The organism is Pseudomonas cyclaminis, assembly GCF_015163715.1.
Classification (GTDB): domain Bacteria; phylum Pseudomonadota; class Gammaproteobacteria; order Pseudomonadales; family Pseudomonadaceae; genus Aquipseudomonas; species Aquipseudomonas cyclaminis.
This window is the reverse complement of sequence record NZ_JADDUM010000012.1, coordinates 1-25303: the sequence shown is the minus strand read 5'-3', so window position 1 is coordinate 25303 and position 25303 is coordinate 1. Positions and strand designations below refer to the sequence as shown.

The 25303-nt window shown below is 62.0% G+C and carries 16 protein-coding genes and 5 pseudogenes; 7 read left to right on the top strand and 14 right to left on the bottom strand.

Annotated elements, in window-relative coordinates:
• Nucleotides 1–251: 251 nt before the first annotated feature.
• Complete coding sequence (locus IQK56_RS01330) at nucleotides 252–1490, bottom strand: acyl-CoA dehydrogenase family protein (protein ID WP_193862471.1); 1239 nt, start codon at nucleotides 1488–1490, stop codon at nucleotides 252–254.
• A 266-nt stretch (nucleotides 1491–1756) separates the two neighbouring features.
• On the opposite strand from IQK56_RS01330, the gene sfnG reads away from it, so the two are divergent.
• Nucleotides 1757–2842 (top strand): dimethylsulfone monooxygenase SfnG, encoded by a 1086-nt coding sequence (gene sfnG, locus IQK56_RS01325; RefSeq protein WP_150675230.1) that lies wholly within the window; start codon nucleotides 1757–1759, stop codon nucleotides 2840–2842.
• Between the two features lie 13 nt (nucleotides 2843–2855).
• On the opposite strand, the gene map is transcribed toward sfnG, so the two are convergent.
• Together map and IQK56_RS01315 are read right to left on the bottom strand one after the other, a co-directional pair.
• Nucleotides 2856–3611: a type I methionyl aminopeptidase gene (gene map / locus IQK56_RS01320; RefSeq protein ID WP_193862470.1), complete on the bottom strand. Its 756-nt coding sequence runs from the start codon at nucleotides 3609–3611 to the stop codon at nucleotides 2856–2858.
• Nucleotides 3611–3811 carry a ParD-like family protein gene (locus tag IQK56_RS01315; RefSeq protein ID WP_150762133.1) on the bottom strand — a complete coding sequence of 67 codons (201 nt, stop codon included), beginning with the start codon at nucleotides 3809–3811 and terminating at the stop codon, nucleotides 3611–3613. The genes map and IQK56_RS01315 overlap by 1 nt, the downstream gene beginning before the upstream one ends.
• A gap of 272 nt (nucleotides 3812–4083) precedes the next feature.
• On the opposite strand from IQK56_RS01315, the pseudogene ilvA reads away from it, so the two are divergent.
• Together ilvA and IQK56_RS01305 are read left to right on the top strand one after the other, a co-directional pair.
• Nucleotides 4084–5114, top strand: a pseudogene (gene ilvA / locus IQK56_RS01310) (threonine ammonia-lyase, biosynthetic).
• Nucleotides 5115–5334: 220 nt separating this feature from the next.
• The gene (locus tag IQK56_RS01305) at nucleotides 5335–5604 is read left to right on the top strand and encodes a DUF1652 domain-containing protein (protein ID WP_122305704.1); all 270 of its coding nucleotides are present in this window, start codon (nucleotides 5335–5337) and stop codon (nucleotides 5602–5604) included.
• Here IQK56_RS01305 and IQK56_RS01300 read toward each other — a convergent pair.
• The 11 genes and pseudogenes from IQK56_RS01300 to IQK56_RS01250 form a co-directional block, all read right to left on the bottom strand.
• Nucleotides 5601–5999 carry a hypothetical protein gene (locus IQK56_RS01300; RefSeq protein WP_122305703.1) on the bottom strand — a complete coding sequence of 133 codons (399 nt, stop codon included), beginning with the start codon at nucleotides 5997–5999 and terminating at the stop codon, nucleotides 5601–5603. The genes IQK56_RS01305 and IQK56_RS01300 overlap by 4 nt on opposite strands.
• Nucleotides 6000–6078: 79 nt before the next feature.
• A complete protein-coding gene (locus IQK56_RS01295; protein WP_150675227.1) occupies nucleotides 6079–6336 on the bottom strand; it encodes a DUF2790 domain-containing protein in 258 nt (85 codons plus the stop codon).
• 100 nt (nucleotides 6337–6436) lie between these two features.
• A pseudogene (locus IQK56_RS01290) lies at nucleotides 6437–7374 on the bottom strand (carbohydrate kinase family protein).
• Between the two features lie 12 nt (nucleotides 7375–7386).
• Nucleotides 7387–8867 (bottom strand): annotated as a pseudogene (xylB, locus tag IQK56_RS01285) (xylulokinase).
• A 127-nt stretch (nucleotides 8868–8994) separates the two neighbouring features.
• Entirely contained in the window at nucleotides 8995–10476 is a 1482-nt protein-coding gene (locus IQK56_RS01280; RefSeq protein WP_193862468.1) for a mannitol dehydrogenase family protein, read from the bottom strand.
• Between the two features lie 18 nt (nucleotides 10477–10494).
• Nucleotides 10495–11598 carry an ABC transporter ATP-binding protein gene (locus IQK56_RS01275; protein WP_193862467.1) on the bottom strand — a complete coding sequence of 368 codons (1104 nt, stop codon included), beginning with the start codon at nucleotides 11596–11598 and terminating at the stop codon, nucleotides 10495–10497.
• A 23-nt stretch (nucleotides 11599–11621) separates the two neighbouring features.
• The gene (locus tag IQK56_RS01270; protein ID WP_017848429.1) at nucleotides 11622–12452 is read right to left on the bottom strand and encodes a carbohydrate ABC transporter permease; all 831 of its coding nucleotides are present in this window, start codon (nucleotides 12450–12452) and stop codon (nucleotides 11622–11624) included.
• Nucleotides 12453–12462: 10 nt separating this feature from the next.
• Nucleotides 12463–13353: a carbohydrate ABC transporter permease gene (locus IQK56_RS01265; RefSeq protein ID WP_122305697.1), complete on the bottom strand. Its 891-nt coding sequence runs from the start codon at nucleotides 13351–13353 to the stop codon at nucleotides 12463–12465.
• Between the two features lie 90 nt (nucleotides 13354–13443).
• A complete protein-coding gene (locus IQK56_RS01260; protein ID WP_425274554.1) occupies nucleotides 13444–14715 on the bottom strand; it encodes an ABC transporter substrate-binding protein in 1272 nt (423 codons plus the stop codon).
• Nucleotides 14716–14933: 218 nt separating this feature from the next.
• On the bottom strand, nucleotides 14934–15839 hold the full coding sequence (locus IQK56_RS01255; protein WP_193862465.1) for an AraC family transcriptional regulator: 906 nt from the start codon (nucleotides 15837–15839) through the stop codon (nucleotides 14934–14936).
• Between the two features lie 72 nt (nucleotides 15840–15911).
• Nucleotides 15912–17200, bottom strand: a pseudogene (locus tag IQK56_RS01250) (glycosyltransferase).
• A 158-nt stretch (nucleotides 17201–17358) separates the two neighbouring features.
• Here IQK56_RS01250 and tpx point away from each other — a divergent pair.
• The 4 genes and pseudogenes from tpx to IQK56_RS01230 all read left to right on the top strand — a co-directional run.
• The gene (tpx, locus tag IQK56_RS01245) at nucleotides 17359–17859 is read left to right on the top strand and encodes a thiol peroxidase (protein WP_122305693.1); all 501 of its coding nucleotides are present in this window, start codon (nucleotides 17359–17361) and stop codon (nucleotides 17857–17859) included.
• Nucleotides 17860–18090: 231 nt separating this feature from the next.
• Nucleotides 18091–19389, top strand: a complete 1299-nt coding sequence (locus IQK56_RS01240; protein ID WP_122305692.1) for an MdtA/MuxA family multidrug efflux RND transporter periplasmic adaptor subunit — start codon at nucleotides 18091–18093, stop codon at nucleotides 19387–19389.
• Nucleotides 19386–22479 (top strand): annotated as a pseudogene (locus IQK56_RS01235) (MdtB/MuxB family multidrug efflux RND transporter permease subunit). Before IQK56_RS01240 ends, IQK56_RS01235 begins: the two are co-directional and overlap by 4 nt.
• A 113-nt stretch (nucleotides 22480–22592) precedes the next feature.
• Nucleotides 22593–25303: efflux RND transporter permease subunit (locus IQK56_RS01230; protein WP_193901516.1), on the top strand; the 2711-nt coding region annotated here is incomplete at its 3' end.

The window sequence follows — 25303 nt, the reverse complement described above, 5'->3', positions numbered from 1 at the left end:
TTTTGGGCTCTTCCAAAAAGTGAGCCGCTGTAAAAAGCGGAACCCTAGGTGGCCGTTACCTGAACAACGGATATGTACTCAGACCCATCGCCATCGGGGGCAAGTCGAATCGTCGCACCGCCCCTCCCACACTCAAACCGTGTGAAGCCGACTTATTGAGCCGCAGATTTCGTAGGTGCGCCCAGTTTGCTGCGCGACAGCGCTACGTCGAAGAGGTAGTGGGGCCTCCCACATTTCGATTGTGCCAGGCCTCAGTGCTTTGCCGGGCCGTTGCCGATCTGCCATACGAACGGCGGCTCGGTTCCATTGATCACCCAGTCCCCCACAATCCGCGCCTTGTAGATCACCGGGTTGTGCGACGACACCGTCCGCGCATTGCGCCAATGCCGATCAAGGGCCTTGCCCTGGCGCACATCCGACGCGCCGAGTGCATTGAAAAGCTGGCTGGCAGCCCGCTGGATCAAATCCGACACCACCACCTGCGCCGTTGCCGACTCAATCTCGGCCGCCACATTGGCTTCGCGCTCCACCGCATCATCACCGCCAAACCGCGCCACGTAGGCCCGTTGTGCTGGCCATGTTGCCCGTAGCGCACTGGCTTGCGCGGCATACACCAGCGCTGCCACTTCGCCGACTACCTGTTGAACCTGTGCGTCCTGGCTCACATGGGGCGCATTGCCATGGCTGTAGATGCGCTTGCGGCTACGCACTTGATGGGCCACGTCGCGCAGGGCCGCACGACCGATACCGGCCAGGCTGGCCAGCAGCACCAACTGGTAGAACGCGGTCTGGTATTTGAAGCGGGTGGCGAAGTCGATGACGTTGTCGGCCTCGACCTCGGCGTCGGTAAAGCGCGAAGTGCCGCTGCCGGTGGTGCGCTGGCCGAAACCGTCCCAGTCGTCGCTGTGCACCACACCCGGCTGGCGTGCGCGGGTGGCGGCGATCACGTCGCCGCCGGTGTCGCTGCGCTGGGCGTACACGTCGATCCAGTCAGAGAAGATGCTGCCGGTGCTGTAGAACTTTTCACCGTTGAGTTTCCACTTGTCGCCGTCGGGGCTGACCTGGGTGACCACATCCCCGATGGCTACGTTGCCGATTTCGGTCCAGGCGCAGCCGACGATGTCGCCGTCGACAAACCGCTTGAACCACAGGTCACGGCCGGCGCTCGGCGGCGCATTCAGGCGGTCTTCGGCAAAGGCGAAATGCCCGCGCAGGGCCTGCGGCACGTTGGAGTCGGCTTCGGCCAGTTCGATCAGCAGTTCAAACAACTGGGGCAGGGACGCGCCGCCGCCGCCGTATTCCACCGGGACGCGCACCGCGCCAAAGCCGGCCTCCTTGAGCCATTGGATCGGCTCATGGGGCAGGGTGCGGCTGAGTTCGCGCTGCACCGCGCCGTCGGCAATGCGCTGGAAGATCGGCCGAAAACGCGCGGCCAGGGTGGGGTAATCGACGCCGATGGACAGCGGGTTGATGACGTGATGTTCGGTCATGGGCAAGGCTCCTGGGCAGTGGTCAATGCATGGGGGATTGCACACTCCGTGCCGGGTGCGTGGCCCAATGTTTACGGGGGATTTGCCTGGATCACTGTTGCGCCAGCAACAGCAATCCGACAAACCGGCGCAATCCCTGACATTTGCCCGCCCGCCCGCCAAGCCCTCATTTTTGGCCGCAACCCTGATGGCGTGGGCGTTTGCCCCTGGCTGGCACGCTTGCTGCTCAAGCCTCGGTACATCCCTTTTGCACGAGGTACCGTTCAATGAGTCAGCAAGCCGTGAAATTTGCCTATTGGGTGCCCAACGTCAGCGGTGGGCTGGTGGTCAGCAAGATTGAACAACGCACCGACTGGGGCATCGACTACAACCGCAAACTGGCACAACTGGCCGAAGCTGCCGGCTTTGAGTATGGCCTGACCCAGATCCGTTTCACCGCCGGCTACGGCGCCGAGAACCAGCATGAATCCGTGGCGTTCAGCCATGCGCTGCTGGCGGCCACCACCACGCTCAAGGTCATCGCGGCGATCCTGCCTGGCCCGTGGCAGCCGGCGTTGGCGGCCAAGCAGCTGGCGACCATCGACCAACTCACCAATGGCCGCATCGCGGTGAATATCGTCAGCGGCTGGTTCAAGGGCGAATTCCAGGCCATCGGCGAACACTGGCTGGAGCACGACGAGCGCTATCGCCGCTCCGAAGAATTTATCCGCGCCCTCAAAGGCATCTGGACCCAGGACGACTTCACCTTCAAAGGCGATTTCTACCGTTTCAACAACTACACCCTCAAGCCCAAGCCACTGGGCCAGCCGGAAGTGTTCCAGGGCGGCAGTTCACGGGCGGCGCGGGACATGGCGGCGCGAGTCTCGGACTGGTACTTCACCAACGGCAACACCCCGGAAGGCATCAAGGCCCAAGTCGATGACATTCGCGCCAAGGCGGCGGCGAATAACCATTCGGTCAAGGTCGGCGTCAACGCGTTCGTGATCGCTCGCGACACCGAAGAAGAAGCCCGCGCCGTGCTCGCCGAGATTATCAACAAGGCGGACCCGGAAGCGGTCAATGCGTTTGGCGATGCGGCCAGGCAGGCGGGCAAGGCTTCACCGGAAGGCGAGGGCAATTGGGCCAAGTCCAGCTTTGAAGACCTGGTGCAGTACAACGACGGCTTCAAGACCAACCTGATCGGCACCCCGCAGCAGATCGCCGAGCGCATCGTTGCGCTCAAGGCGGTGGGGGTGGATCTGGTGCTGGCGGGGTTCCTGCACTTCCAGGAAGAAGTGGAGTACTTCGGCAAGCGGGTGTTGCCGCTGGTGCGCGAGCTGGAAGCCAAGCAGGGGATCAGGGCAGTGGCCTGAGCCAAGGCCAGGCTCAGGCGCCTGGCTGCAAGGTCAACACCTCAAACCCGTCCGCCGTCACCGCCACGGTGTGTTCCCACTGCGCCGACAGGCTGTTGTCCTTGGTAACCACCGTCCAGCCATCCTTGAGGCTGCGAGTCTTGGCGCCGCCCTGGTTGAGCATCGGCTCGATGGTAAACACCATGCCTTCGCGCAGCTCCAGACCGGTGCCGGGGCGGCCGAAGTGCAGGATCTGCGGTTCCTCATGCATCTGCTTGCCGATGCCATGACCACAGTATTCACGCACCACGCTGTAGCCGTTGGCCTGGGCGTGGCTCTGGATCGCGTGGCCAATATCACCCAGGCGTGCGCCGGGCTTGACCTGGCGGATGCCGGCCCACATCGCTTCGAAGGTCATCTCCACCAGGCGCCTGGCCTTGGGGGCGACGGTGCCGATCATGTACATCTTGCTGGAGTCGGCGATGTAGCCGCCTTTTTCCAGGGTGATGTCGATATTGATGATGTCGCCGTCCTCGAGGATCTCCTTGGCGCTGGGCATGCCATGGCACACCACCTCGTTGATCGAGGTGTTGATCGAGAACGGGTAATCGTATTGCCCCAAGCTGGCGGGGCGGGCTTTGAGGTCGTTACGGATGAAGGCTTCGACGGCGGCGTCCAGCTCCAGGGTGGAGCGGCCGGCGGCGACAAAACCGTCGAGCATGCTGAACACCTGGGCCAGCAGGCGCCCGGCTTCGCGCATCACGGCCAGTTGGGCGGTGGTCTTGATCATCAGCTGCGCCCCCGGATCAGGTCGGGTTTGTCGAGCAACAATTTGTTGATCAGCTCGTTGTAGGGCAGGCTGGGGTTGAGTTCGGCGAGCAGGCCGATCTTGATCCAGAACTCGGCCTGAGCGTTGATGGAACGGTCCATCGTCGCGCTGGCCAGGCGCAGTTGTTCGTGCAGTTGGTCGGTGATCTTGACGATGCCCATGGGGTTCACTGTTTAAGTTGGATATACAAAGCGTATATGTTTCGTATGTCCGGCGTAAGCCCCACAGGCTAAATGGTGCTTGGTCATTGACTTGCACGGCAACGCCCGGTTAATTTCGTGACATGACATTTCAAGCCTTCCGCAGCCAGCCAAGCATTATTACCGCCATTCCTCATTTGGCGGGATAGCACACGGCTGCACCCAAACCCGCCTTAGAGGCGGGTTTTGTTTTTCCGTCTCCAGGGCCATCCAAAAAAAGCCAGGAGACACCGATGAGCGCATCTACCCCAAGGGCTAGCCAAGACACCGCACTGCTTGAGCACTACGTGAAAAAGATCCTCGCCGCGCCAGTCTACGACCTGGCGGTGCGCACGCCGTTGCAGGCGGCGCCGGCGTTATCGTCGTTGCTTGGCAACACGGTGCTGCTCAAGCGCGAAGACTTGCAGCCGACGTTTTCCTTCAAGATCCGCGGCGCCTACAACAAGTTGGTGCAGCTCACCGACGAGCAAAAGGCGCGTGGCGTGGTGACGGCCTCGGCAGGCAATCACGCCCAGGGCGTGGCGCTGGCGGCGCGGGAGTTGGGGATCAAGGCGCGTATCGTCATGCCGTGCAGCACGCCGGAGTTGAAGGTACTGGGTGTGCGCTCCCGAGGCGCCGAAGCGGTGCTGCACGGCGAAGTTTCCCGTTCGCCCTGGCCCATGCGTTGCAACTGGCCGAGACCTCAGGCTGTACCTTCGTTTCGCCCTTCGATGACCCGGACGTAATCGCCGGCCAGGGCACCGTGGCCATGGAAATCCTGCGCCAGCAACAAGGCCCGCTGGACGCGATCTTCGTGCCGGTGGGCGGTGGCGGCCTGATCGCCGGCATTGCCGCCTACGTCAAATACCTGCGGCCCGAGGTGCGCATCATCGGGGTCGAGCCGGAAGGCTCCAGCTGCCTGCTGGCCGCCTTGCGCGCCGGCGAACGCGTGGTGCTGCCCAGCGTCGACGGGTTCGCCGACGGCACCGCAGTGGCGCAGATCGGTGCCTACGGGTTTGAAATCTGCCGCGATTGGGTGGATGAGGTCATCACCGTGAGCAACGACCAACTGTGCAGCGCGATCAAGCTGATCTACGACGATACCCGCTCCATCACCGAACCCTCCGGCGCACTGGCGGTGGCGGGCATTCGAAAGTACGTCCTGGAGCATGGCGTGCGTGCCCAGACCCTGGTGGCGGTGAATTCCGGGGCAAATATCAACTTTGATAGTTTGCGACATGTTGCTGAAAGAGTAACCGCGTACGCACACGAACTGCAGGGTTAAACGTTTAATCGTGGCTGTTCGCCGATGATATAAACGCTTCGGCGGAGGCCCAGTTTAAGTTATATAAACTTGTACCGTTCTTATGAGGAATTGTTACTACACACGCGCATTTTGTTGAGTACGCTGACTGTATGAAGGCGTCTTCCAAGGCTGGCAAGCGCCTGCATGACACATAACAAAACACTCTGTTGGCAGTCTCAAAAAAAAGGAGAGGTTGGCCATGCTTTCGGAACTAGAGCTACGCAGCATTATTGAAGGAAGTTTCCTGCCCAAACGGTGCGAATGCACCAAAGCCGAAGATGCTTCGCTGACGATCAAGGTCTACGACGACCGCGACCGTGACCGGGTGGATTTGGAAGTCAAAGGCATCAACGCAGACAAACTCGACAGCAGTCGGGCGATTTGCAACCTGATCACCGGGTTGCGTGAAGACCTTAAAAATACCCATGCACCCGCCCTCAAACGAGCGGGAGGTCGAGCCTATTACTAGGCAGACGCCTGAGAATGAACCACCGAAGACCTATGGGCCTGGATAAATGCCAGGCCCAGTACGGTTTCCGTTGCCACGGCCAGGAAAATACCCGGCCCGGCATTGCCGCTGAACCACTCACACACGCCCAGCACAGCCAGCACCAGGCAGCCGATGGCAAAGCCACTGGTCATGGCGCGACGTGTGTCCGAAGGCGGCGCATGGCGGGCGCGGTAAAACATGATGCCGATGGCCAGGAACAGCGCGGCGCTGCGGCGGGCGACCAGGCCGGTGGCGTCGGACGACGTCACGCCCCACATACCGAGCAGCAGCTCGGGGCGCAGCCCCCAGACGAGCGCGAGGGCGAAGCACAGCAGGGCGGTTGCGGTGGCGAGGGTACGAAAACTCAGCGGCATGGCGATTCCTTTCGGCCTGGAGAACAAGCCCGCCAGAATACGCCTATCTACGCGGGCTTGCTGTGTGAGAGTGAAAGGCTCAATTCTGGAAGCTGCACGCATCGGACAGCTTGCGATAGCCCACATCTTCGATTTTCCCGGCCTTGTCCACGAACTTGATATCGGCGTCGATGACCTTGCAGTCGTTGGTCGGCGCTTCGTTCATGGCGATCACATGCTTGATGTTCAGCGGCATGCCGTATTGGTAAGGCACCGGTTTCTGCTCGTCGGCCTGGGCCAGGCCGGAGGCGGCGGCCAGTGCCAGTGCGCCGCCGAACAGTAAAGTACGCAGTTTCATGAGGGTGCTCCGCAAGTGGGTTCGACTTCACTGTCGGCGTGCGGGATTAACCATCGATTAATGTCGGCCTGGCTGACAAAACCTTCATGAAACCGGGCGTTCAGCCCAACTGCTGGCGATACGGCAAGTCCGGTCCGGTCTTGGTGCAGGTCAGGGCGGCTGCGCGAATCGCGAAGCCGAGCATGGCGTCGATCTGCGCCCGGGTGAGCTGTTGCAGGCCGTCGACCGAATCCAACTGCTGCTCGGTCAGCCAGGCAATCAACGCCGCCTGGAAGGTATCGCCGGCGCCTACGGTGTCGGCCATCACCACCTTGACCGCCGGTTGCGACCAGGTGCCATGCTGGCGGCTGAACACTGTGGCACCGTCGCCGCCACGGGTGAGAAACACCAGTTGGCAGCGGTGCTGCAACCAGCCTTGCAGCACGCTTTCGGGGGATTGGTCGGGGTAGAGCAGGTGCAGGTCTTCGTCGCTGACCTTGATCAGGTCGGCATGCTTGACCAGCTCGGCGATACGGTCGCGCACAGCTGGATATCCGGCTGCGGGTTGAGGCGCACATTGGGGTCGAGGCTGATCAGGCGCCGGCCGCTTTCGCGCTGGACCAGGGCCAGCAGGGTGTCGCCAATCGGCTGCACCACCAGGGAGAACGAGCCGATGTGCAGCCCGCGCACGTCATCACCCAGCACCGGCAAGTGCGCGACTTGCAGTTGCCGGTCGGCGCAGCCTTCGCCACGAAAGCTGTATTGCGGTGAGCCATTGGCGCCCACGGCGACCATCGCCAGGGTCGTCGGCGCGGCGAATTCCACCAGAAATTGCTGACTCACGCCTTCATCCTGGAGCACCTGCACCAAGCGACGACCGAGGAAGTCAGTGGACACGCCGCCGAACAGCCCTGCCTCGATGCCCAGGCGGCGCAAGCCGACGGCGACGTTGAACGGCGAACCGCCGGCAATCGACTTGTAGTTGACCTTCGACGCCAGCCCGCTGGCATCCTCTTCGCTGAAGAAATCAAACAGCGCTTCACCACACACCAGATACATAGTCGTTCGCTCTTAAAGGGTTGCCACTAGCTGTTGATAACGCTCGTACGCCTGTTGATAGGCGCTGACATTGGCCGCGACCGGCAGCGTACGGCTGGCCGGGTCGACGCTCACGCATTTGTCGCACAGGCTGGCCAGGGATTCGCCGGATTGGCTCCATGCCGCCTGGATCGCCGCGCCCAGGGCGGCGGCTTCGCTTTGTTCGGTGCAGATTACTTCGGTGTTCATGATATCGGCGACCATCTGCCGCCACACCGGGCTTTTCGAGCCGCCGCCGATCAGGCGGATACTCTGGCTTTGCAGGCCGGTCTGGCGCAGCAGGTCGAGGCCGTAACGCAGGCCGAAGGTGGTGCCTTCGACCACGGCGCGACAGAGATTGGCGCGGGTCAGGTTGGTCATGGTCAGCCCGTGCAGGCTGCCGGTGGCGTGGGGCAGGGCAGGCACGCGCTCGCCGTTGAGAAACGGCAGCATGCTCACGCCGTCGGCGCCAATCGGTGCTTGCTCGACCAGGGCGTTGAAGGCGTTCAGGTCCAGCTCGAACAGCTCGCGCATCACGCCGGTGGCGTTGGTCAGGTTCATGGTGCAGATCAACGGCAACCAGCCGCTGCTGGATGAGCAGAAGGTCGCCACCGAGGCCTGGGGGCTGACGTTGGGCTGGTCCGAAAAGGCGTAGACGGTGCCCGATGAACCCAGGCTCATGGTGATCACGCCCGGCGCGATATTACCGGTGCCGATGGCGCCCATCATGTTGTCGCCGCCGCCGCTGGAGACCAGGGCATGGGGGTTGACGCCCAGGCGCTCGGCGATGGCCGGCAGGATTGTGCCCACCGCTTGGTCGGCTTCGATCAGGGGCGGCAAGGCTTTTTCCAGGCGACCGCTGGGGTCGATGTGCTGGAGCAACGCCACGTCCCATTCACGGCGGCGCACATTGAAGTAGCCGGTGCCGGACGCATCGCCGTATTCCGCGACGGCACGGCCGGTCAGCCAATAATTGAGGTAGTCGTGGGGCAGCAGGATATGGGCGATTTGCTTGAAGAGGTCCGGGTGCTGTTCGCGGGTCCAGAGCAGCTTGGACACGGTGTAGCCCGGCGCGATGGCCACGCCCAGCCGTTCGAGGGAGCCGCTTTCGCCGCCCAGATGCTGCAACAGGCGCTCGTTTTCCGGCGCGGTTTCGGTGTCGCACCACAGCTTGGCCGGGCGCAATACCTGGCCTTGGTCATCCAGCAGCACCAGGCCGTGCTGCTGGCCGGAACGCCGATGCCGAGGATGTCCTGGCCGTCCACCCCGGCCTGTTGCAGGGCGCGGTGGGTGGCTGCGGTAAAGGCGTCCAGCCATTCCTGGGTGTGCTGCTCGCGGCGGCCGTTGGCGCCGCTGATCAGCGTGTGCGCGGCGGCGCCGAGGCCCAGGACCTTGCCGCTGGAAGCGTCGAGGACGATGGCCTTGGTGCCCTGGGTGCCGCAGTCGATGCCGAGGAACAGGTTTTGCTGGGTCATGATGGGGTGCTCAGCATTATTGTTGGAGTGTCAATGTGGGAGGGGGCTTGCCCCCGATAGCAGTGGGTCAGTGACAGATTTATTTAACTGATACACCCTCATCGGGGGCAAGCCCCCTCCCACATTGTTAAGCCGGTTTCTTCAGGAGGTTCTGTAGGGTTGCCGTGACGCCGTTGTCACGCAAGCTCACAAAACACCGCTCGAACGCTGCCACAAACTCAGGCGAGTTGGGAATAGCCGTGCCAAAAATCTCTTCCACCCCCAACAGGCGTTTGCTGACCAGCGCATCATCGGTCACCAGATCCTGGCAAAACTCGGCACGTGGATCGGGGATCTTGTAGCTCACGCCATTCTCATCCACGCCCTTCAAATACAAGGCCCAGGCGGCGACCACCAGTGCAGCCCGTTCAGTCTCGCGGCCGTCAGCGATCAGACGATTGATGGTCGGCACGGTGAACTTGGGAAACTTCGACGAACCATCCGAACACACGCGCTCCAACTGGTCGGCAATCGCCTGGTTGGAGAAGCGGTCCACCAAGGTCTGCTTGTACGCCGTCAAATCAATCCCTGGCACCGGCGCCAGGTTCGGCGTGACGTCCAGGTCCATATAGGCGCGCATATACGCCACAAACACCGGGTCGTTCATGGTTTCGTGAACAAACCGATAGCCTTTGAGAAACCCCAGGTAAGTCAGGGCCAGGTGGCTGCCATTGAGCAGGCCGATCTTCATTTCTTCGTAGGGCGTGACGTCATCGGTGAACTGCACGCCGACCTTTTCCCAGGCCGGGCGGCCGTTGACGAATTTGTCTTCCAGCACCCACTGCACAAAGGGCTCGCACACCACCGGCCAGGCGTCGTCGATGCCGTGCTCATCGTGCAATTGCAGGCGGTGAGCGGTGCTGGTCATCGGCGTGATGCGGTCGACCATGGCGTTCGGAAAGCTTACGTTGGCCTTGATCCAGTCGTGCAGTTCGGCGTTGTGCAGGGCGGCGAAAGCCAGCAGCGCCTTGCGTGTGACGGCGCCGTTGTGGGGCAGGTTATCGCAGGACATTACAGTGAACGCGGGAATGCCGGCGGCGCGGCGCTGGGTAAGGGCGGCGCAGATAAAGCCGAAGACGGTTTTCGGTGCGCTCGGGTGGGCCAAGTCATGCTGGATCTGCGGCAGGTGGGCCATGAACTCGCCGTTGCTGTCGTCGATGCAGTAGCCGCCTTCGGTGATGGTCAGCGAGACGATCCGAATGGCCGGGCTGGCCAGTTTGTCGATCAGCGCCTGGGCGCCGTCTTCGGCCAGCAGCATGTCGCTGATGGCGCCGATCACACGCACTTCGGTGTCGTCGGTGTCGCCCAGTTCATACAGGGTGAAGAGAAAATTCTGACCGGCCAGGTCGTCGCGGGCCTTGCGGTCTTCGGCACGCAGGCCGACGCCGCAGATGCTCCAGTCCAGGCCTTCACCTGAGTTCATCAGCGCATCGGTGTAATACGCCTGATGCGCCCGGTGGAAACCACCGACGCCGATATGGGCGATGCCCTGGCGGGTGTCGGCAATGGCGTAGGCCGGGATTTTCACCTGCCCGGCCAGTTGCGTGAGGTTCTGTTTATTCAGTTTCATAACGTAATTCTCGCGAAATCAGGCGGCAGCGCGCAGTGGGCGGGCCACGGCCACGCCGTCGGTGTCGAACAGGTGGCAGTGCGCCGGGTCCAGGTGCAGGTGCAGGGTTTCGCCATACTGGCTGGCCATGTCGCCGCGGATGCGCATGGTCAACGGCTCGCCGTTGGCGGTGTTGACGTGGCAGAACGTGTCGCTGCCCAGGCGCTCGCCCACATCGGCGGTGACGGTCAGGGTGGTTTGGCCAGGCGCTGCGATTTCCAGGTGTTCCGGACGAATGCCCAGGGTGACCGCGCTGCCGACGCTCAAGGTCGGGCCACTGAGCGGCAGGGTGATCAAGGTGCCGGCGCCCAGTTGCACTTCGCAGGTCTGGGACTCGACGCGGGTGACCTTGCCCTTGAGAAAGCCCATCTTCGGCGTGCCGAGAAAGCCCGCCACAAACAGGTTGGCCGGCTGGTGATACAGCTCCAGCGGCGAGCCGACCTGCTCGATGCGGCCGCTGTTGAGCACCACGACTTTATCGGCCAGGGTCATGGCTTCGACCTGGTCGTGGGTCACGTAGATCATGGTCGCCTGCAGTTCTTTATGCAGGCGCGCCAGCTCCAGGCGCATCTGCACGCGCAGGGCGGCGTCGAGGTTGGACAGCGGTTCATCGAACAGGAAAATCTTCGGGTTGCGCACAATCGCCCGGCCAATCGCCACGCGCTGGCGCTGGCCGCCGGACAGTTGCTTGGGTTTGCGCTCCAGCAGCGGGCCCAGTTCCAGGATGCGCGCCGCCTCACTGACTTTGCTCTCGACCAGCTTCTTGTCAACGCCGGCCAGGTCCAGGGCAAACGACATGTTCTTGCGCACGCTCATATGCGGGTACAGCGCGTACGTCTGGAACACCATCGCCAGGTCGCGCTTGGCCGGGGTCACTTCGGTGATGTCGCGACCGTCGAGTTCGATGGTGCCTTCGCTGACTTCTTCCAGCCCCGCGATCAAGCGCAGCAGGGTGGATTTACCGCAGCCCGACGGGCCGACGAAGACCACGAACTCCTTGTCGTTCACTTCCAGGTCGATGCCCTTGATGATCGAGAAACCTTCGAAGCCTTTTTGCAAATTCTTGATTTTCAGGTTGGCCATGATGGGCCCTCCGCTAGAAATTATTATTTAACGGCGCCGAAGGACAAGCCGCGTACCAGCTGTTTCTGGCTGATCCAGCCAAAGATCAGGATCGGCGCACAGGCGAGGGTCGAAACGGCCGACAATTTGGCCCAGAACAAGCCTTCGGGGCTGGAGTAGGAGGCGATCAGCGCGGTCAACGGCGCGGCGTTCGACGAGGTCAGGTTCAGCGACCAGAACGCCTCGTTCCAGCACAGGATCAGCGACAGCAACACCGTGGAAGCCAGGCCGCCCTTGGCAATCGGCAGCAGCACGCGGACCATTTCCTGCCACAGGGTGGCGCCGTCCAGGCGGGCGGCTTCGAGGATGTCCTTGGGGATGTCTTTGAAGTAGGTGTAGACCATCCACACCACGATCGGCAGGTTGATCAGGGTGTAGATGATGATCAGCGCAATGCGTGTATCCAGCAGGCCAAAACTCTTGGCCAGCAGGTAGATCGGCATCAGTACGCCCACCGGCGGCAGCATTTTGGTGGACAGCATCCACAGCAGCGTGCCCTTGGTGCGCTGGGTTTCGTAGAACGCCATGGAGTAGGCGGCCGGCACCGAGATCAGCAGGCAAAGGGCCGTGGCGCTGAAGGAAATCAGCACGGAGTTCCACGCATAGCTGAAGTAGTTGCTGCGCTCGTTGATGTGCAGGTAGTTCTCCAGCGTCGGCGTGAAGATGAACTGCGGCGGCGTGGCGAACGCGTCGATTTCGGTCTTGAAGCTGGTCAGCACCATCCAGAAGATCGGGAAGAAGATCAGGATCGCGATGGCCCAGGCCAACGTGCCGAGCAACAGGCTTTGCAGGCGGCGGGATTGTTGAAGCGTCATGGCGCGGCCCTCAAGGCTTGTCAGTCAGGTTTTTGCCGATCATCCGCACCAGGATGATCGCCGCGATATTGGCGATGACCACGGCAATCAAGCCGCCGGCCGACGCCATGCCCACATCGAACTGCACCAGCGCCTGGTTGTAGATCAGGTAGGCGAGGTTGGTCGAGGCGTAGCCGGGGCCGCCGTTGGTGGTGGTGAAGATTTCAGCAAATACCGAAAGCAGGAAGATGGTTTCGATCATCACCACCACCGCAATCGGGCGGGCCAGGTGGGGCAGGGTCAGGTGCCAGAAGATCGCGATGGCGCCGGCACCGTCGAGGCGCGCGGCTTCCTTTTGTTCCTGGTCGAGGGACTGCATGGCGGTCATCAGCAACAGGATCGCGAACGGCAGCCATTGCCACGACACAATGATGATGATCGACAGCAACGGATAGTGCGCCAGCCAGTCCACCGGCTCGGCGCCGAACAGCTTCCATACGGCGGCAAGCACCCCTGACACCGGGTGGAAAATCAGGTTCTTCCAGATCAGCGCACCGACGGTGGGCATGATGAAGAACGGCGAAATCAGCAGCACCCGCACCAGGCCGCGACCGAAGAACTCACTGGCCTCCAGCAGGGCACTGATCAATACGCCGAACACCACGCTGATCAACAGTACGCTGCCCACCAGCAACAGGGTATTGGTGGCGCCGGGCAGGAAGCCCGAATCGGTGATGAAGTAGGTGAAGTTCTCCAGCCCCACGAATTGGTTTTCGCCGGGGTAGAGCAGGTTGTAGCGGATCAGCGAAAAGTACAGGGTCATGCCCAGGGGCACGATCATCCACAGCAGCAGCAAGGCCACCGAGGGGCTGACGAGAAACCAGCCGGGGTTGGCCAGGCGGTTTTTGGGTGGTGTATTCATGGGGATAAGAACCAGTCAGGTACATGCAAACGCGGTCAGTGTGGGAGGGGGCAAGCCCCCTCCCACATTTGACTGTGGTGAGGGCTGAGATTACTTGGGGTAACCGGCCCGCTTCATTTCACGCTCGGTGGTGGTCTGTGCGGCAGTCAATGCCGCATCCACCGTCTGCTGGCCGGTCAACGCACCGGAGAAGAACTTGCCGACCTGCGTGCCAATCGCCTGGAACTCAGGAATGGTCACCAACTGGATCCCGATATACGGCACCGGCTTGAGTGTCGGTTTGGTCGGGTCCGCCACTTTCAGCGATTCCAGGGTCACCTTGGCGAACGGCGCGGCTTTCATGTACTCGTCGCTGTAGGTCGACTTGCGCGTACCTGGCGGTACGTTGGCCACGCCGTCGGTCTTGGCGACCAGAGCGCCATATTCCTTGGAGGTTGCCCAACTGGTGAACACTTTGGCGGCGTCCTTGGCCTTGGAACTGGTCGGGATCGCCAGTGACCAGGAGTACAGCCACGAAGTGCCTTTGTCGGTCTTCTCGTGTGGGGCGAAGGTGAAGCCAACGTTATCGGCCACCTTGCTCTGGGACTTGTCGGTGACAAACGAGCCGGCCACGCTGGCGTCGACCCAGATCGCACACTTGCCGCTGTTGAACAGCGCCAGGTTCTCGTTGAAACCGTTGCTGGACGCCCCCGGAGGGCCGGATTTTTTCATGTTGTCGACGTAGAAGTTCAGCGCGTCCTTCCACTCGGGGCCGTTGAATTCAGGCTGCCACTTCTCATCGAACCAGCGTGCGCCGTAGCCGTTGGCCAGGGTGGTGATCAGCGCCATGTTCTCGCCCCAACCGGCTTTGCCACGCAGGCACAGGCCGTATTGCTCTTTGGTTTTATCGGTGAGTTTGGCCGCGAATTCGCCGATCTGGGTCCAGGTCGGGTGCTCGGGCATGCTCAGCCCGGCGTCCTTGAACAGGTCGGTGCGGTAATAGGTGATCGAGCTTTCGGCGTAGAACGGCAGTGCGTACAGCGAACCCTTGACGGACAAGCCATCACGCACGGAAGGGAATACATCGTCGAGGTCGTAGGAAGCCGGCAGATCCTTCATCGGCTCCAGCCAGCCTTTGGCCCCCCAGAGTGCAGCTTCGTACATGCCGATGGTTAACACGTCGAACTGTCCGCCTTGGGTGGCGATGTCGGTGGTCAGGCGTTGGCGCAGCACGTTTTCTTCGAGCACCACCCAGTTCAGCTTGATCTCCGGGTGCTCGGCCTCGAAGGTCTTCGAGAGCTTTTGCATGCGGATCATGTCGCTGTTGTTGACGGTGGCAATGGTCAGGGTCTGCGCGCCAAAGCTGACGGCGCTGAGGGTCATGCAGGTGGAGACAAGCAGTGCTTTTGCTGTGAACTTCATCGCGCACTCCATTTCTGCGCCCAGGGGGCTACAGAAGGACAGTTATTGTTGTTGTGTCTTCCTACGAGCAGTCAGGAAGAGTGTGCGTTGATTACAGCCTTCAAATGGGGTTGTGACAAATCCTTGGGAGCACTTGGACTGATACTTTTTTGCACTCGATCACACGGCCGTTGAACCCCTCAAGCCAGGTTCTGCTCCGTCAGCCGCTGCACCGCCAGGCGCCGGTAGTGGGAAGGGGTCATGCCCTTGAGTTGCTGAAAGCGGCGGTTGAAGTTGGAGATGTTGTTGAAGCCTGACTCAAAGCACACGTCCGTCACGGCCTTGTTGCCATCGGCGAGCAATTCGCAGGACTTGCTGATGCGCAGCCGATTGACGAACTCGATAAACGTGCGCCCGGTGGCCTGTTTGAACACCCGCGAGAAATAGGTCGGCTTCATCCCCAGGTACTCGGCGACTTCCTCCAGCGGCAACTCGCGGGCGTAGTGGGCGAAGATGTAGTCCACGGCGCGGTTGGTGCGGTCGATGCTGTGCTCGTCAGCCAGTTGCGGCGTGGTCACGCCAGAGAGCAGTTGGTAGTCCTCACAGATACTGAGCACTTCCAACAGGATAAAGAAGTGGCCCAGGCGCGCCATGCCTTGGGCATCCTCGATACGTTGCATCAGGGTCATGGCCTGGCTGATGGTCTTCTTGCACCGGAACTCGATGCCGTACTGGGCCCGTTCCAGCAGCGGGGCAAGGGTCTTCAACTCGGTGAAGATATGGCTGCCGTTCTCCAGCAAGTCATCGGTGAAGTTCACCAGCATGTCGCGCTTGGGCACCACCTCGTCTTCCTCCACCTGGCTGATCCAGTTATGGGGCAGGTTGGGGCCGGTGAGGAACAGGCTTTCGGGGTAGAAGTTGCCGATGTAGTCGCCGATAAACACCTTGCCGGAGCTGGCCACGATCAGGTGCAGTTCGTATTCCTTGTGGAAATGCCAGCGCACCAGCGGGCAGGGGAAGCCGTGCTGGCGATAGATGATGGACAGACCGTTATGATCGTCCATCAGCTCGTAGGAAGGGTCGGTGATACGCGCTGCTCGGGTCATGCTGGCGTCGCTTTATTGTTGGTTGCGACCCGAATAATGCCCCCTTGTGCGCGACCCTGCCAGCGTCGGCGTTTAGAGCGTGCGGTTTTTCGCCTCGATCCACTGGGACATGTACTGGGTACTTTTGTGGGCGTGATGGCGCAGCATGCTGCCGGTGAAGTTGTCGCGGCGATGGGCGGCGAGGTGGGTGCGGCAATGTTCCAGGCAGTCCACCAGCGCAGGCCCGTGGACGTTCTGGTCGTAGCGACGGGCAATCAACTGGCGGCCATTTTCCTGGGCCTGGGTCCAGCGCTCGCGGTCCTGGTACAAGGCCACCGCAGCGGCGGCCAGGGCAGGGGCGCTGTGTTCGATCATGCCGGCCATGGCTGCTCATCGCCCATGGCCTCGGCGCCGATGGGCGTGGTGATATTCGGCGTGCCGCACAGCATCGCGTCCGCCAGCTTGCCCTTGATGCCCGCGCCAAAGCGCAGGGGGGCCAGGCAGATGCGTGCGGCGCTCATCACTTGCAGGGCATCTTCGGCCCAGTTCATCACATGAAAACCCTGGGCCGGGTTATGCAGGGCGGTGGCTTTGGGCGGGGTGTAGGCGCCATAGACATGCAGTTGCGCGCCGGGTAACTGTTGTCGAATCAGCGGCCACAGGCTGTTCTTCATCCACAGCACGGCGTCCCAGTTGGGCGCGTGGCGGAAGTTGCCGATGCTGAGGAAGTGCCCACGGTCTTCAAACGGGGGAAAGGCTTCGGTTGCGGGCTCCAGCATCAGCGGGCACCAGTGGAGCAGGGCCGCCGGCACCTTGAACTGCTCGGTCAGCAGGCGTATTTCCACGTCGGAGATCATCAGGTTGATGTCGCAGCGGTAAATCGCTGCGATTTCGCGCTTGGCCACATCGGTGTCGGCCATCAGCTGGAACTCTTCCTCCAGCGCTGGCGCAAACAGGGCGCTGAAGTCGTCGCTGTCGGGATGGGTCTTGAGGTGGTTCTTGAGCCGTTGCTGGCGTGCGTCGCGCAGGCTTTGCAGGTCGCAGGTCTCCAGCACGCGCAAGGCGTCGGGGCAGCATTTTTCCACGCGCCAGCCGAACTGCTCTTCCATCATGAAACGGTCGAACAACACGATGTCCGGGGCGAGTTGGCGGATAAAATCATCGAAACTGCTGTTATTGAGCTCGATGGCGCATTCGGCGATGCCCAGGGTGAGCAGGTCGGCCTTGTGCTCGCCGAGTGCGGCAGGGCTACTGAAGGTAACTTCCCAGCCTTGCGTAAGAAAAGTTTCCAGAATCTGCATCATGTGCCCGCCTGCGGCCGAGGAACGCGGCTCCGGCCAGACATAACCAATGACCAGGACTTTGGTGGCAGACGGTTTCATCAACAACAGCTTCCTTAAAGGGCGGGCGAAAAGCGCGCAATTAAACCACAACCGGTACGCATGACAATTTGTGTCTGGCGGTAGGTCGCCACGGTACTTTGTGGTTAACTTCCGCCTCTTGAATTCGTTTAACCAAAACCCGCATAAGGATTCCGTTCATGGCTCAAGTCACCCTCAAAGGCAACCCGGTCCAGGTTGAAGGCGAATTGCCGAAAGTCGGCACCCAGGCTCCAGACTTCATCCTGACCGCCGGCGACCTGTCGGACGCGACCCTGGCGACCTTCGCCGGCAAGCGCAAAGTGCTGAACATCTTCCCAAGCGTCGATACCCCGACGTGCGCGACGTCGGTTCGCAAGTTCAACGCCCAGGCCAACGAGCTGAACAACACTGTTGTTCTGTGCATCTCCACCGACCTGCCATTCGCCCAGGCGCGCTTCTGCGGCTCCGAAGGCCTGGAAAACGTGAAGAACCTGTCGGATTTCCGTGATCCTGCGTTCGCTCAGGACTTTGGCGTGGCAATCGCTGACGGCCCGCTGCGCGCCCTGACTGCCCGCGCCGTGGTGGTTCTGGACGAAAACAACACCGTGCTGCACAGCGAACTGGTTGCTGAAATTGCTGAAGAACCCAACTACGAAGCGGTGCTGGCTGTTCTGAAGTAATTGTTCCAGCGCATGTCTGTCGTTTTGCAGTAACACGCGTGATACATGATTGCGGCCTGGCCTAGTCCAGGCCGTTTTCATTTGTGCTTCAGACGTTTAGGGAAATAGCCGACGGACTAAGCCCAGACGTTAAAAGTTGTAAGTCCAAGGTAAATAGCCGGTAAAGGCGCTTTTCTTAATGCGCCCCAGTGCTTATCTTTCAGCCTCCCAAAGAAGAAGCTCTCGCGCCCAATGGTTGATCACTCCATGCAATCCTCCCCCCGCAACTCCCGTCGTTGGCTGTTCGGCCTGCTTGTGCTGCTGGTTATCGCCGGTCTGTGCTGGAAATTCTGGCCCGGCGGCGCGGCCCAAAAAGACGCACCGGCCGGGCACACCGGCAAAACCGGGATGGCGCGCCCTGGCTTCGGCGGTTCAACTGGCCCGGTGCCAGTGCGTGTGGCGCCGGCGGTGCTGGGAGAGTTCCCGGTGTACTACAAGGCCTTGGGCACGGTCACCGCGCTCAACACCATTAATGTACGCAGCCGGGTGGGCGGAGAGCTGGTGAAGATCGCCTTTGAAGAAGGGCAGATGGTCAAGGCCGGTGATCTGCTGGCCGAGATCGACCCGCGCAGCTATCAAAACGCCTTGCTCCAGGCCCAGGGCACGCTGATGCAAAACCAGGCCCAGCTGAAAAACGCCCAGGTCGATGTGGAGCGTTATCGTGGCCTGTACGCCCAGGACAGTATCGCCAAGCAGACCCTGGACACCGCCGAAGCGCTGGTTTTGCAATACCAGGGCACGGTCAAGACCAACCAGGGCGCGGTCGACGACGCCAAGCTCAACCTTGAATTCACCAAGATCCGCGCCCCGATCGCCGGTCGCGTCGGCTTGCGCCAGCTCGACGTTGGCAACCTGGTGGCCGCCAACGACACCACCGCCCTGGCCGTGATCACCCAGACCCAGCCGATCAGCGTGGCCTTCACCCTGCCGGAAAATACCCTGGAAACCGTGCTCGCCCGTTACCACGCCGGCAACAAGCTACCGGTGGAAGCCTGGGACCGTGGCGACGTAAAACAGCAGGCCACCGGCGTGTTGCAGAGCCTGGACAACCAGATCGACGTCACTACCGGCACCCTGAAATTCAAGGCGCGTTTCGATAACAAGGACAAGGCGCTGTTCCCCAACCAGTTCGTCAACGTGCACCTGCTGGCCGACACCCTGCACAACGTGGTGCTGGCGCCGTCCGCGGCGATCCAGTTCGGCAACACCGGCACCTTCGTCTACAAGCTCGATGGCGACAAGAAGGTCAAGGTCCAGCCCCTGGTGGTCGGTGACACCGACGGTGAAAACACCGTGATCAAGGAAGGCCTGGTCGCCGGTGACCGTGTGGTCCTCGAAGGCACCGACCGCCTCAAGGAAGGCAGCGAAATCGAAGTGGTCAACGACAGCACTGAAGTCCCGACCACGCCGACTGAACACCTGCAAGGCAAACCCGCGGCAAAAGGGGAGACCGGCGCTGACGCCGGCAAGGCGCAAAAGGTCGGCGCATGAACCTGTCGCGGCTGTTTATCCTTCGCCCGGTCGCTACCACGCTGAGCATGCTGGCCATCATCCTGGCCGGCATCATCGCGTACCGCTTGCTGCCGGTGTCGGCCTTGCCCCAGGTGGATTACCCGACCATCCGGGTGATGACCCTGTACCCTGGCGCCAGCCCCGACGTGATGACCAGCGCGGTTACTGCGCCCCTTGAGCGCCAGTTCGGGCAAATGCCCGGCCTGACCCAGATGGCGTCCACCAGCTCTGGCGGCGCTTCGGTACTGACGCTGCGTTTCAACCTCGACATCAACATGGATGTCGCCGAGCAACAGGTGCAGGCCGCGATCAACGCCGCCACCAACCTGCTGCCCAAGGATTTGCCGGCACCGCCGGTGTACAACAAGGTCAACCCGGCAGATACCCCGGTGCTGACCCTGGCCATCAGCTCCAAGACTATGCTGCTGCCCAAGCTCAATGACCTGGTCGACACGCGCATGGCGCAGAAAATTGCCCAGATCAGCGGCGTCGGCATGGTCAGCATCGCCGGCGGCCAGCGCCAGGCGGTGCGCATCAAGGTCAACCCCGAGGCCCTGGCGGCCAACGGCTTGAACCTGTCGGATGTGCGCACCTTGATCGCGGCGTCCAACGTCAACCAACCCAAGGGTAACTTCGACGGCCCGACGCGGGTGTCGATGCTCGACGCCAACGACCAGTTGGTCTCGCCCCAGCAATACGCCGAACTGATCCTGGCCTACAACAACGGCGCGCCGTTGCGCCTTAAAGATGTCGCGCAAATCGTCGACGGCGCCGAAAACGAGCGCCTTGCCGCCTGGGCCAATGAAAACCAGGCGGTGCTGCTGAACATCCAGCGCCAGCCGGGCGCCAACGTCATCGAGGTCGTGGACCGCATCAAGGCGCTGCTGCCGAGCATCACCGACAACCTGCCGGCCGGCCTCGACGTTACCGTACTCACCGACCGCACCCAGACCATCCGCGCCTCGGTCAAGGACGTACAACACGAATTGCTGATCGCCATCGCCCTGGTGGTGATGGTGACCTTCCTGTTCCTGCGCCGGGTCAGCGCGACGATCATTCCATCGATTGCTGTGCCGTTGTCCCTGGTGGGCACCTTCGGCGTGATGTACCTGGCCGGGTTCTCGATCAATAACCTGACATTGATGGCCCTGACCATCGCCACCGGGTTCGTGGTGGACGATGCCATCGTGATGCTCGAGAACATCTCCCGTTACATCGAGGAGGGCGAAACACCGATGGCGGCTGCGCTCAAGGGCGCCAAGCAGATTGGTTTCACCTTGATTTCCCTGACCCTGTCGCTGATCGCGGTGCTGATCCCGCTGCTGTTCATGGCCGATGTGGTGGGGCGCCTGTTCCGCGAATTTGCCATCACCCTGGCAGTGGCGATCCTGATTTCCCTGGTGGTGTCCCTGACCCTCACGCCGATGATGTGCGCGCGGTTGCTCAAGCGTGAGCCCAAGGAAGAAGAGCAGGGCCGTTTCTACAAGGCCAGCGGCGCCTGGATCGACTGGATGATCGAAGCCTATGGCCGCAAGTTGCAGTGGGTCCTCAAGCACCAGCCGTTGACCCTGCTGGTGGCCATCGCCACCCTGGGCCTCACCGTGGTGCTGTACCTGGTGGTGCCCAAAGGCTTCTTCCCGGTGCAGGACACCGGGGTGATCCAGGGCATTTCCGAGGCGCCGCAGTCGATTTCCTTTGCTGCGATGAGCCAGCGCCAGCAGGCATTGGCCAAGATCATCCTGGCGGATCCGGCGGTGGAAAGCCTGTCGTCCTACATCGGTGTGGATGGCGATAACGCCACCCTCAACAGCGGCCGCCTGCTGATCAACCTCAAGGCCCACGGCCAGCGCGACTTGAGCGCGGCCCAGGTCATCACCCGGCTGCAACCGGAAATCGACAAGTTGGTGGGCATCCGCCTGTTTATGCAGCCGGTGCAGGACCTGACCATCGAAGACCGCGTGAGCCGCACCCAGTACCAGTTCAGCATGTCCTCCCCGGATTCCGAGTTGCTGGCGCTGTGGAGTGACAAGCTGGTGCACGCCCTTGGCCAGTTACCGGAACTCACCGACGTTGCCAGCGACCTGCAGGACAAAGGCTTGCAGGTGTACCTGGTGATCGACCGCGATGCGGCCTCGCGCCTGGGCGTCAGCGTGTCGACCATCACCGACGCGCTCTACGACGCCTTCGGCCAGCGCCAGATTTCCACGATCTACACCCAGGCCAGCCAGTACCGCGTGGTGTTGCAGGCCCAGTCCGGCGAGACCCTCGGCCCGGATGCGCTGAACCAGATCCATGTCAAAACCACCGATGGCGGCCAGGTGCGACTGTCGAGCCTGGCCCGTGTCGAGCAGCGTCAGGCGCAGTTGGCCATCGCCCATATCGGCCAGTTCCCGGCGGTAATGATGTCGTTCAACCTGGCCCCCGGCGTGGCGCTGGGCAAGGGTGTGGAACTGATCAACCAGACCCAGCAGGACATCGGCATGCCGGTGGGCGTGCAGACCCAGTTCCAGGGCGCGGCCCAGGCGTTCGAAGCCTCGCTGTCGAGTACCTTGCTGCTGATCCTGGCGGCGGTGGTGACCATGTATATCGTGCTCGGCGTACTCTACGAGAGCTATATCCACCCGATCACCATCCTGTCGACCTTGCCGTCGGCGGCGGTGGGCGCCTTGCTGGCCTTGCTGCTCAGTGGCAATGACCTGGGCATGATCGCGATCATCGGCATCATCTTGCTGATCGGTATCGTCAAGAAGAACGCGATCATGATGATCGACTTCGCCCTCGACGCCGAGCGCAACCAGGGCCTTGACCCGCAGACCGCGATCTATCAGGCCGCGCTGTTGCGTTTCCGGCCGATCCTGATGACCACCCTCGCGGCGTTGTTCGGTGCGGTGCCGCTGATGCTGGCCACCGGCTCCGGCGCCGAATTGCGCCAGCCGTTGGGCTTGGTGATGGTCGGCGGCCTGCTGGTGAGCCAGGTGTTGACGCTGTTCACCACGCCCGGTTATTTACTTGGCTTTCGATCGGTTGGGGCGGCGCTGGCGGAAGTCTGGCAGTGAGGAAGTGGTGTGATGGGCGTGGTGAAAGCAGTTGCAAGCTGCAAGCCGCAAGCGGCAAGAGAAGAGCCGGGGCAGCGTACGGATTTTGCTTGTAGCTTGAAACTTGCCGCTTGGAGCTCCCCCCCCATGAACCTGTCCGGACCTTTCATCCGCCGGCCGGTAGCGACCTTGCTGCTGAGCCTGGCGATCATGTTGCTGGGCGGGGTGAGCTTCAACCTGCTGCCGGTGTCGCCGCTGCCGCAGATCGACTTCCCGGTGATCGTGGTCTCGGCCAGCTTGCCCGGTGCCAGTCCCGAGGTGATGGCCTCCACGGTGGCCACCCCGCTGGAGCGCTCCTTCGGTGCGATTGCCGGCATCACCACCATGAGCAGTTCGTCGAGCCAGGGCTCTACCCGGGTGATCCTGGCGTTCGACTCCGACCGTGATATCAACGGCGCGGCGCGGGAAGTGCAGGCGGCGATCAACGCCTCGCGCAACCTGCTGCCCAGCGGCATGCGCAGCATGCCCACCTACAAGAAGATCAACCCGTCCCAGGCGCCGATCATGGTGCTGTCGCTGACCTCGGACGTGTTGCAGAAGGGCCAGTTGTACGATCTGGCCTCGACCATCCTGTCCCAAAGCCTGTCCCAGGTGCCGGGCGTGGGCGAAGTGCAGATCGGCGGCAGTTCCCTGCCGGCGGTGCGCATCGAACTCGAACCCAAGGCCCTCGACCAGTACGGCGTGGCCCTGGACGATGTGCGCAATACCATCGCCAACGCCAACCAGCGCCGGCCCAAGGGTTCCCTGGAAGACAGTGAGCGCAACTGGCAAATCCAGGCCAACGACCAACTGGAAAAAGCCAAGGACTACGAACCGCTGCTGATTCGCTACCAGAACGGCGCGGCCCTGCGCCTGTCGGACGTGGCGAAAATCACCGACGGCGTTGAAGACCGCTACAACAGCGGCTTCTTCAACAATGAGCCGGCGGTGCTGTTGGTGATCAACCGCCAGTCTGGCGCGAACATCATCGAGACCGTCCGCCAGATCAAGGCGCAACTGCCGGCGTTGCAGGCGGTGCTGCCGTCCAGCGTCAAGCTCAGCCTGGCCATGGACCGCTCGCCGGTGATCACCGCCACCTTGCACGAAGCCGAGATGACCCTGCTGATTGCCGTCGGGCTGGTGATCCTGGTGGTGTACCTGTTCCTCGGTAACTTCCGCGCCTCGCTGATCCCGACCCTGGCGGTGCCGGTGTCGCTGGTGGGCACCTTTGCGGTGATGTACCTGTACGGGTTCTCGCTGAACAACTTCTCGCTGATGGCGTTGATCCTGGCCACCGGCCTGGTGGTAGACGACGCCATCGTGGTGCTGGAGAACATTTCCCGGCATATCGATGACGGCGTGCCGCCCATGAAGGCGGCGTACCTGGGCGCCGAGGAAGTCGGCTTTACCTTGCTGTCGATGAACGTGTCGCTGGTGGCGGTGTTCCTCTCCATCCTGTTTATGGGCGGGATCGTCACCAGCCTGTTCCGTGAGTTTTCCATCACCTTGTCGGCGGCGATTATCGTCTCGCTGGTGGTGTCCCTGAGCCTGACCCCGATGCTCTGCGCCCGCTGGCTCAAGCCCCATGTCAAAGGCCAGATGACCGGCTTGCAGCGCTGGAGCCAGAAGATCAACGACCGCATGGTCGCCGGCTACGCCACCAGCCTGGACTGGGTGCTGCGCCATCGGCGCCTGACCTTGCTCAGCCTGCTGATCACCGTGGGCGTGAACATTGCGCTGTACGTGGTCGTGCCGAAAACCTTCATGCCCCAGCAGGACACCGGCCAATTGATCGGCTTTGTGCGCGGCGATGATGGCCTGTCGTTCAGCGTGATGCAGCCGAAGATGGAGATCTTCCGCCAGGCCGTGCTCAAGGACCCGGCGGTGCTCAGCGTGGCCGGCTTTATTGGCGGCAACAACGGCACCAACAACGCGGTGATGCTGGTACGCCTCAAGCCCATCAGCGAGCGCAAAGTGTCCGCCCAGGCGGTGATCGAGCGCCTGCGCAAGGAGGTGCCGCTGGTGCCGGGCGGGCGCCTGTTCCTGATGGCCGACCAGGACCTGCAATTTGGCGGCGGCCGCGACCAGACCAGTGCGCAGTATTCCTACATCCTGCAAAGCGGTGACCTGGCCGCACTGCGCCTGTGGTACCCGAAAGTCGTCACCGCGTTGCGTGGGCTGCCGGAACTCACCGCCATCGACGCCCGTGAAGGCCGCGGCGCCGCCCAGGTCACGCTGATTGTCGACCGTGACCAGGCCAAGCGCCTGGGCATCGACATGGACATGGTCACCGGGGTGTTGAACAACGCCTACAGCCAGCGCCAGATTTCCACGATCTACGACAGCCTCAACCAGTACCAGGTGGTGATGGAGGTCAATCCCAAATACGCCCAGGACCCGATCACCCTCAATCAGATGCAGGTGATTACCGCCGATGGGGCGCGGGTGCCGTTGTCGACCATTGCCCATTACGAGAACAGCCTGGCTGACGATCGTGTGAGTCACGAAGGCCAGTTCGCCTCGGAAAACATTGCCTTCGACATGGCCGAAGGGGTGACGGTGGAGCAGGGGACGGCCGCCATCGAGCGGGCGATTGCCAAGGTCGGTTTGCCGGAAGACGTGATCGCCAAGATGGCCGGCACCGCCGATGCCTTTGCGGCGACGCAGAAGGGCCAGCCGTTCATGATCCTCGGCGCGCTGGTGGCGGTGTACCTGGTGCTGGGCATTTTGTATGAAAGCTACATTCACCCGCTGACGATCCTCTCGACACTGCCTTCGGCCGGTGTCGGCGCGTTGCTCGCCATCTATCTGACGGGGGG

Bases quoted from the DNA above. Each gene is read 5' to 3' on its own strand.
- map (WP_193862470.1), bottom strand. From the start codon at position 3,611: ATGATCAAGACCACCGCCCAACTGGCCGTGATGCGCGAAGCCGGGCGC.
- IQK56_RS01255 (WP_193862465.1), bottom strand. From the start codon at position 15,839: ATGACCCGAGCAGCGCGTATCACCGACCCTTCCTACGAGCTGATGGAC.
- IQK56_RS01280 (WP_193862468.1), bottom strand. From the start codon at position 10,476: ATGAAACTGAATAAACAGAACCTCACGCAACTGGCCGGGCAGGTGAAA.
- IQK56_RS01330 (WP_193862471.1), bottom strand. From the start codon at position 1,490: ATGACCGAACATCACGTCATCAACCCGCTGTCCATCGGCGTCGATTAC.
- sfnG (WP_150675230.1), top strand. From the start codon at position 1,757: ATGAGTCAGCAAGCCGTGAAATTTGCCTATTGGGTGCCCAACGTCAGC.
- IQK56_RS01265 (WP_122305697.1), bottom strand. From the start codon at position 13,353: ATGAATACACCACCCAAAAACCGCCTGGCCAACCCCGGCTGGTTTCTC.
- IQK56_RS01275 (WP_193862467.1), bottom strand. From the start codon at position 11,598: ATGGCCAACCTGAAAATCAAGAATTTGCAAAAAGGCTTCGAAGGTTTC.
- IQK56_RS01315 (WP_150762133.1), bottom strand. From the start codon at position 3,811: ATGGGCATCGTCAAGATCACCGACCAACTGCACGAACAACTGCGCCTG.
- IQK56_RS01300 (WP_122305703.1), bottom strand. From the start codon at position 5,999: ATGCCGCTGAGTTTTCGTACCCTCGCCACCGCAACCGCCCTGCTGTGC.
- IQK56_RS01295 (WP_150675227.1), bottom strand. From the start codon at position 6,336: ATGAAACTGCGTACTTTACTGTTCGGCGGCGCACTGGCACTGGCCGCC.
- IQK56_RS01270 (WP_017848429.1), bottom strand. From the start codon at position 12,452: ATGACGCTTCAACAATCCCGCCGCCTGCAAAGCCTGTTGCTCGGCACG.
- IQK56_RS01260 (WP_425274554.1), bottom strand. From the start codon at position 14,715: ATGACCCTCAGCGCCGTCAGCTTTGGCGCGCAGACCCTGACCATTGCC.
- IQK56_RS01240 (WP_122305692.1), top strand. From the start codon at position 18,091: ATGGTTGATCACTCCATGCAATCCTCCCCCCGCAACTCCCGTCGTTGG.
- tpx (WP_122305693.1), top strand. From the start codon at position 17,359: ATGGCTCAAGTCACCCTCAAAGGCAACCCGGTCCAGGTTGAAGGCGAA.
- IQK56_RS01305 (WP_122305704.1), top strand. From the start codon at position 5,335: ATGCTTTCGGAACTAGAGCTACGCAGCATTATTGAAGGAAGTTTCCTG.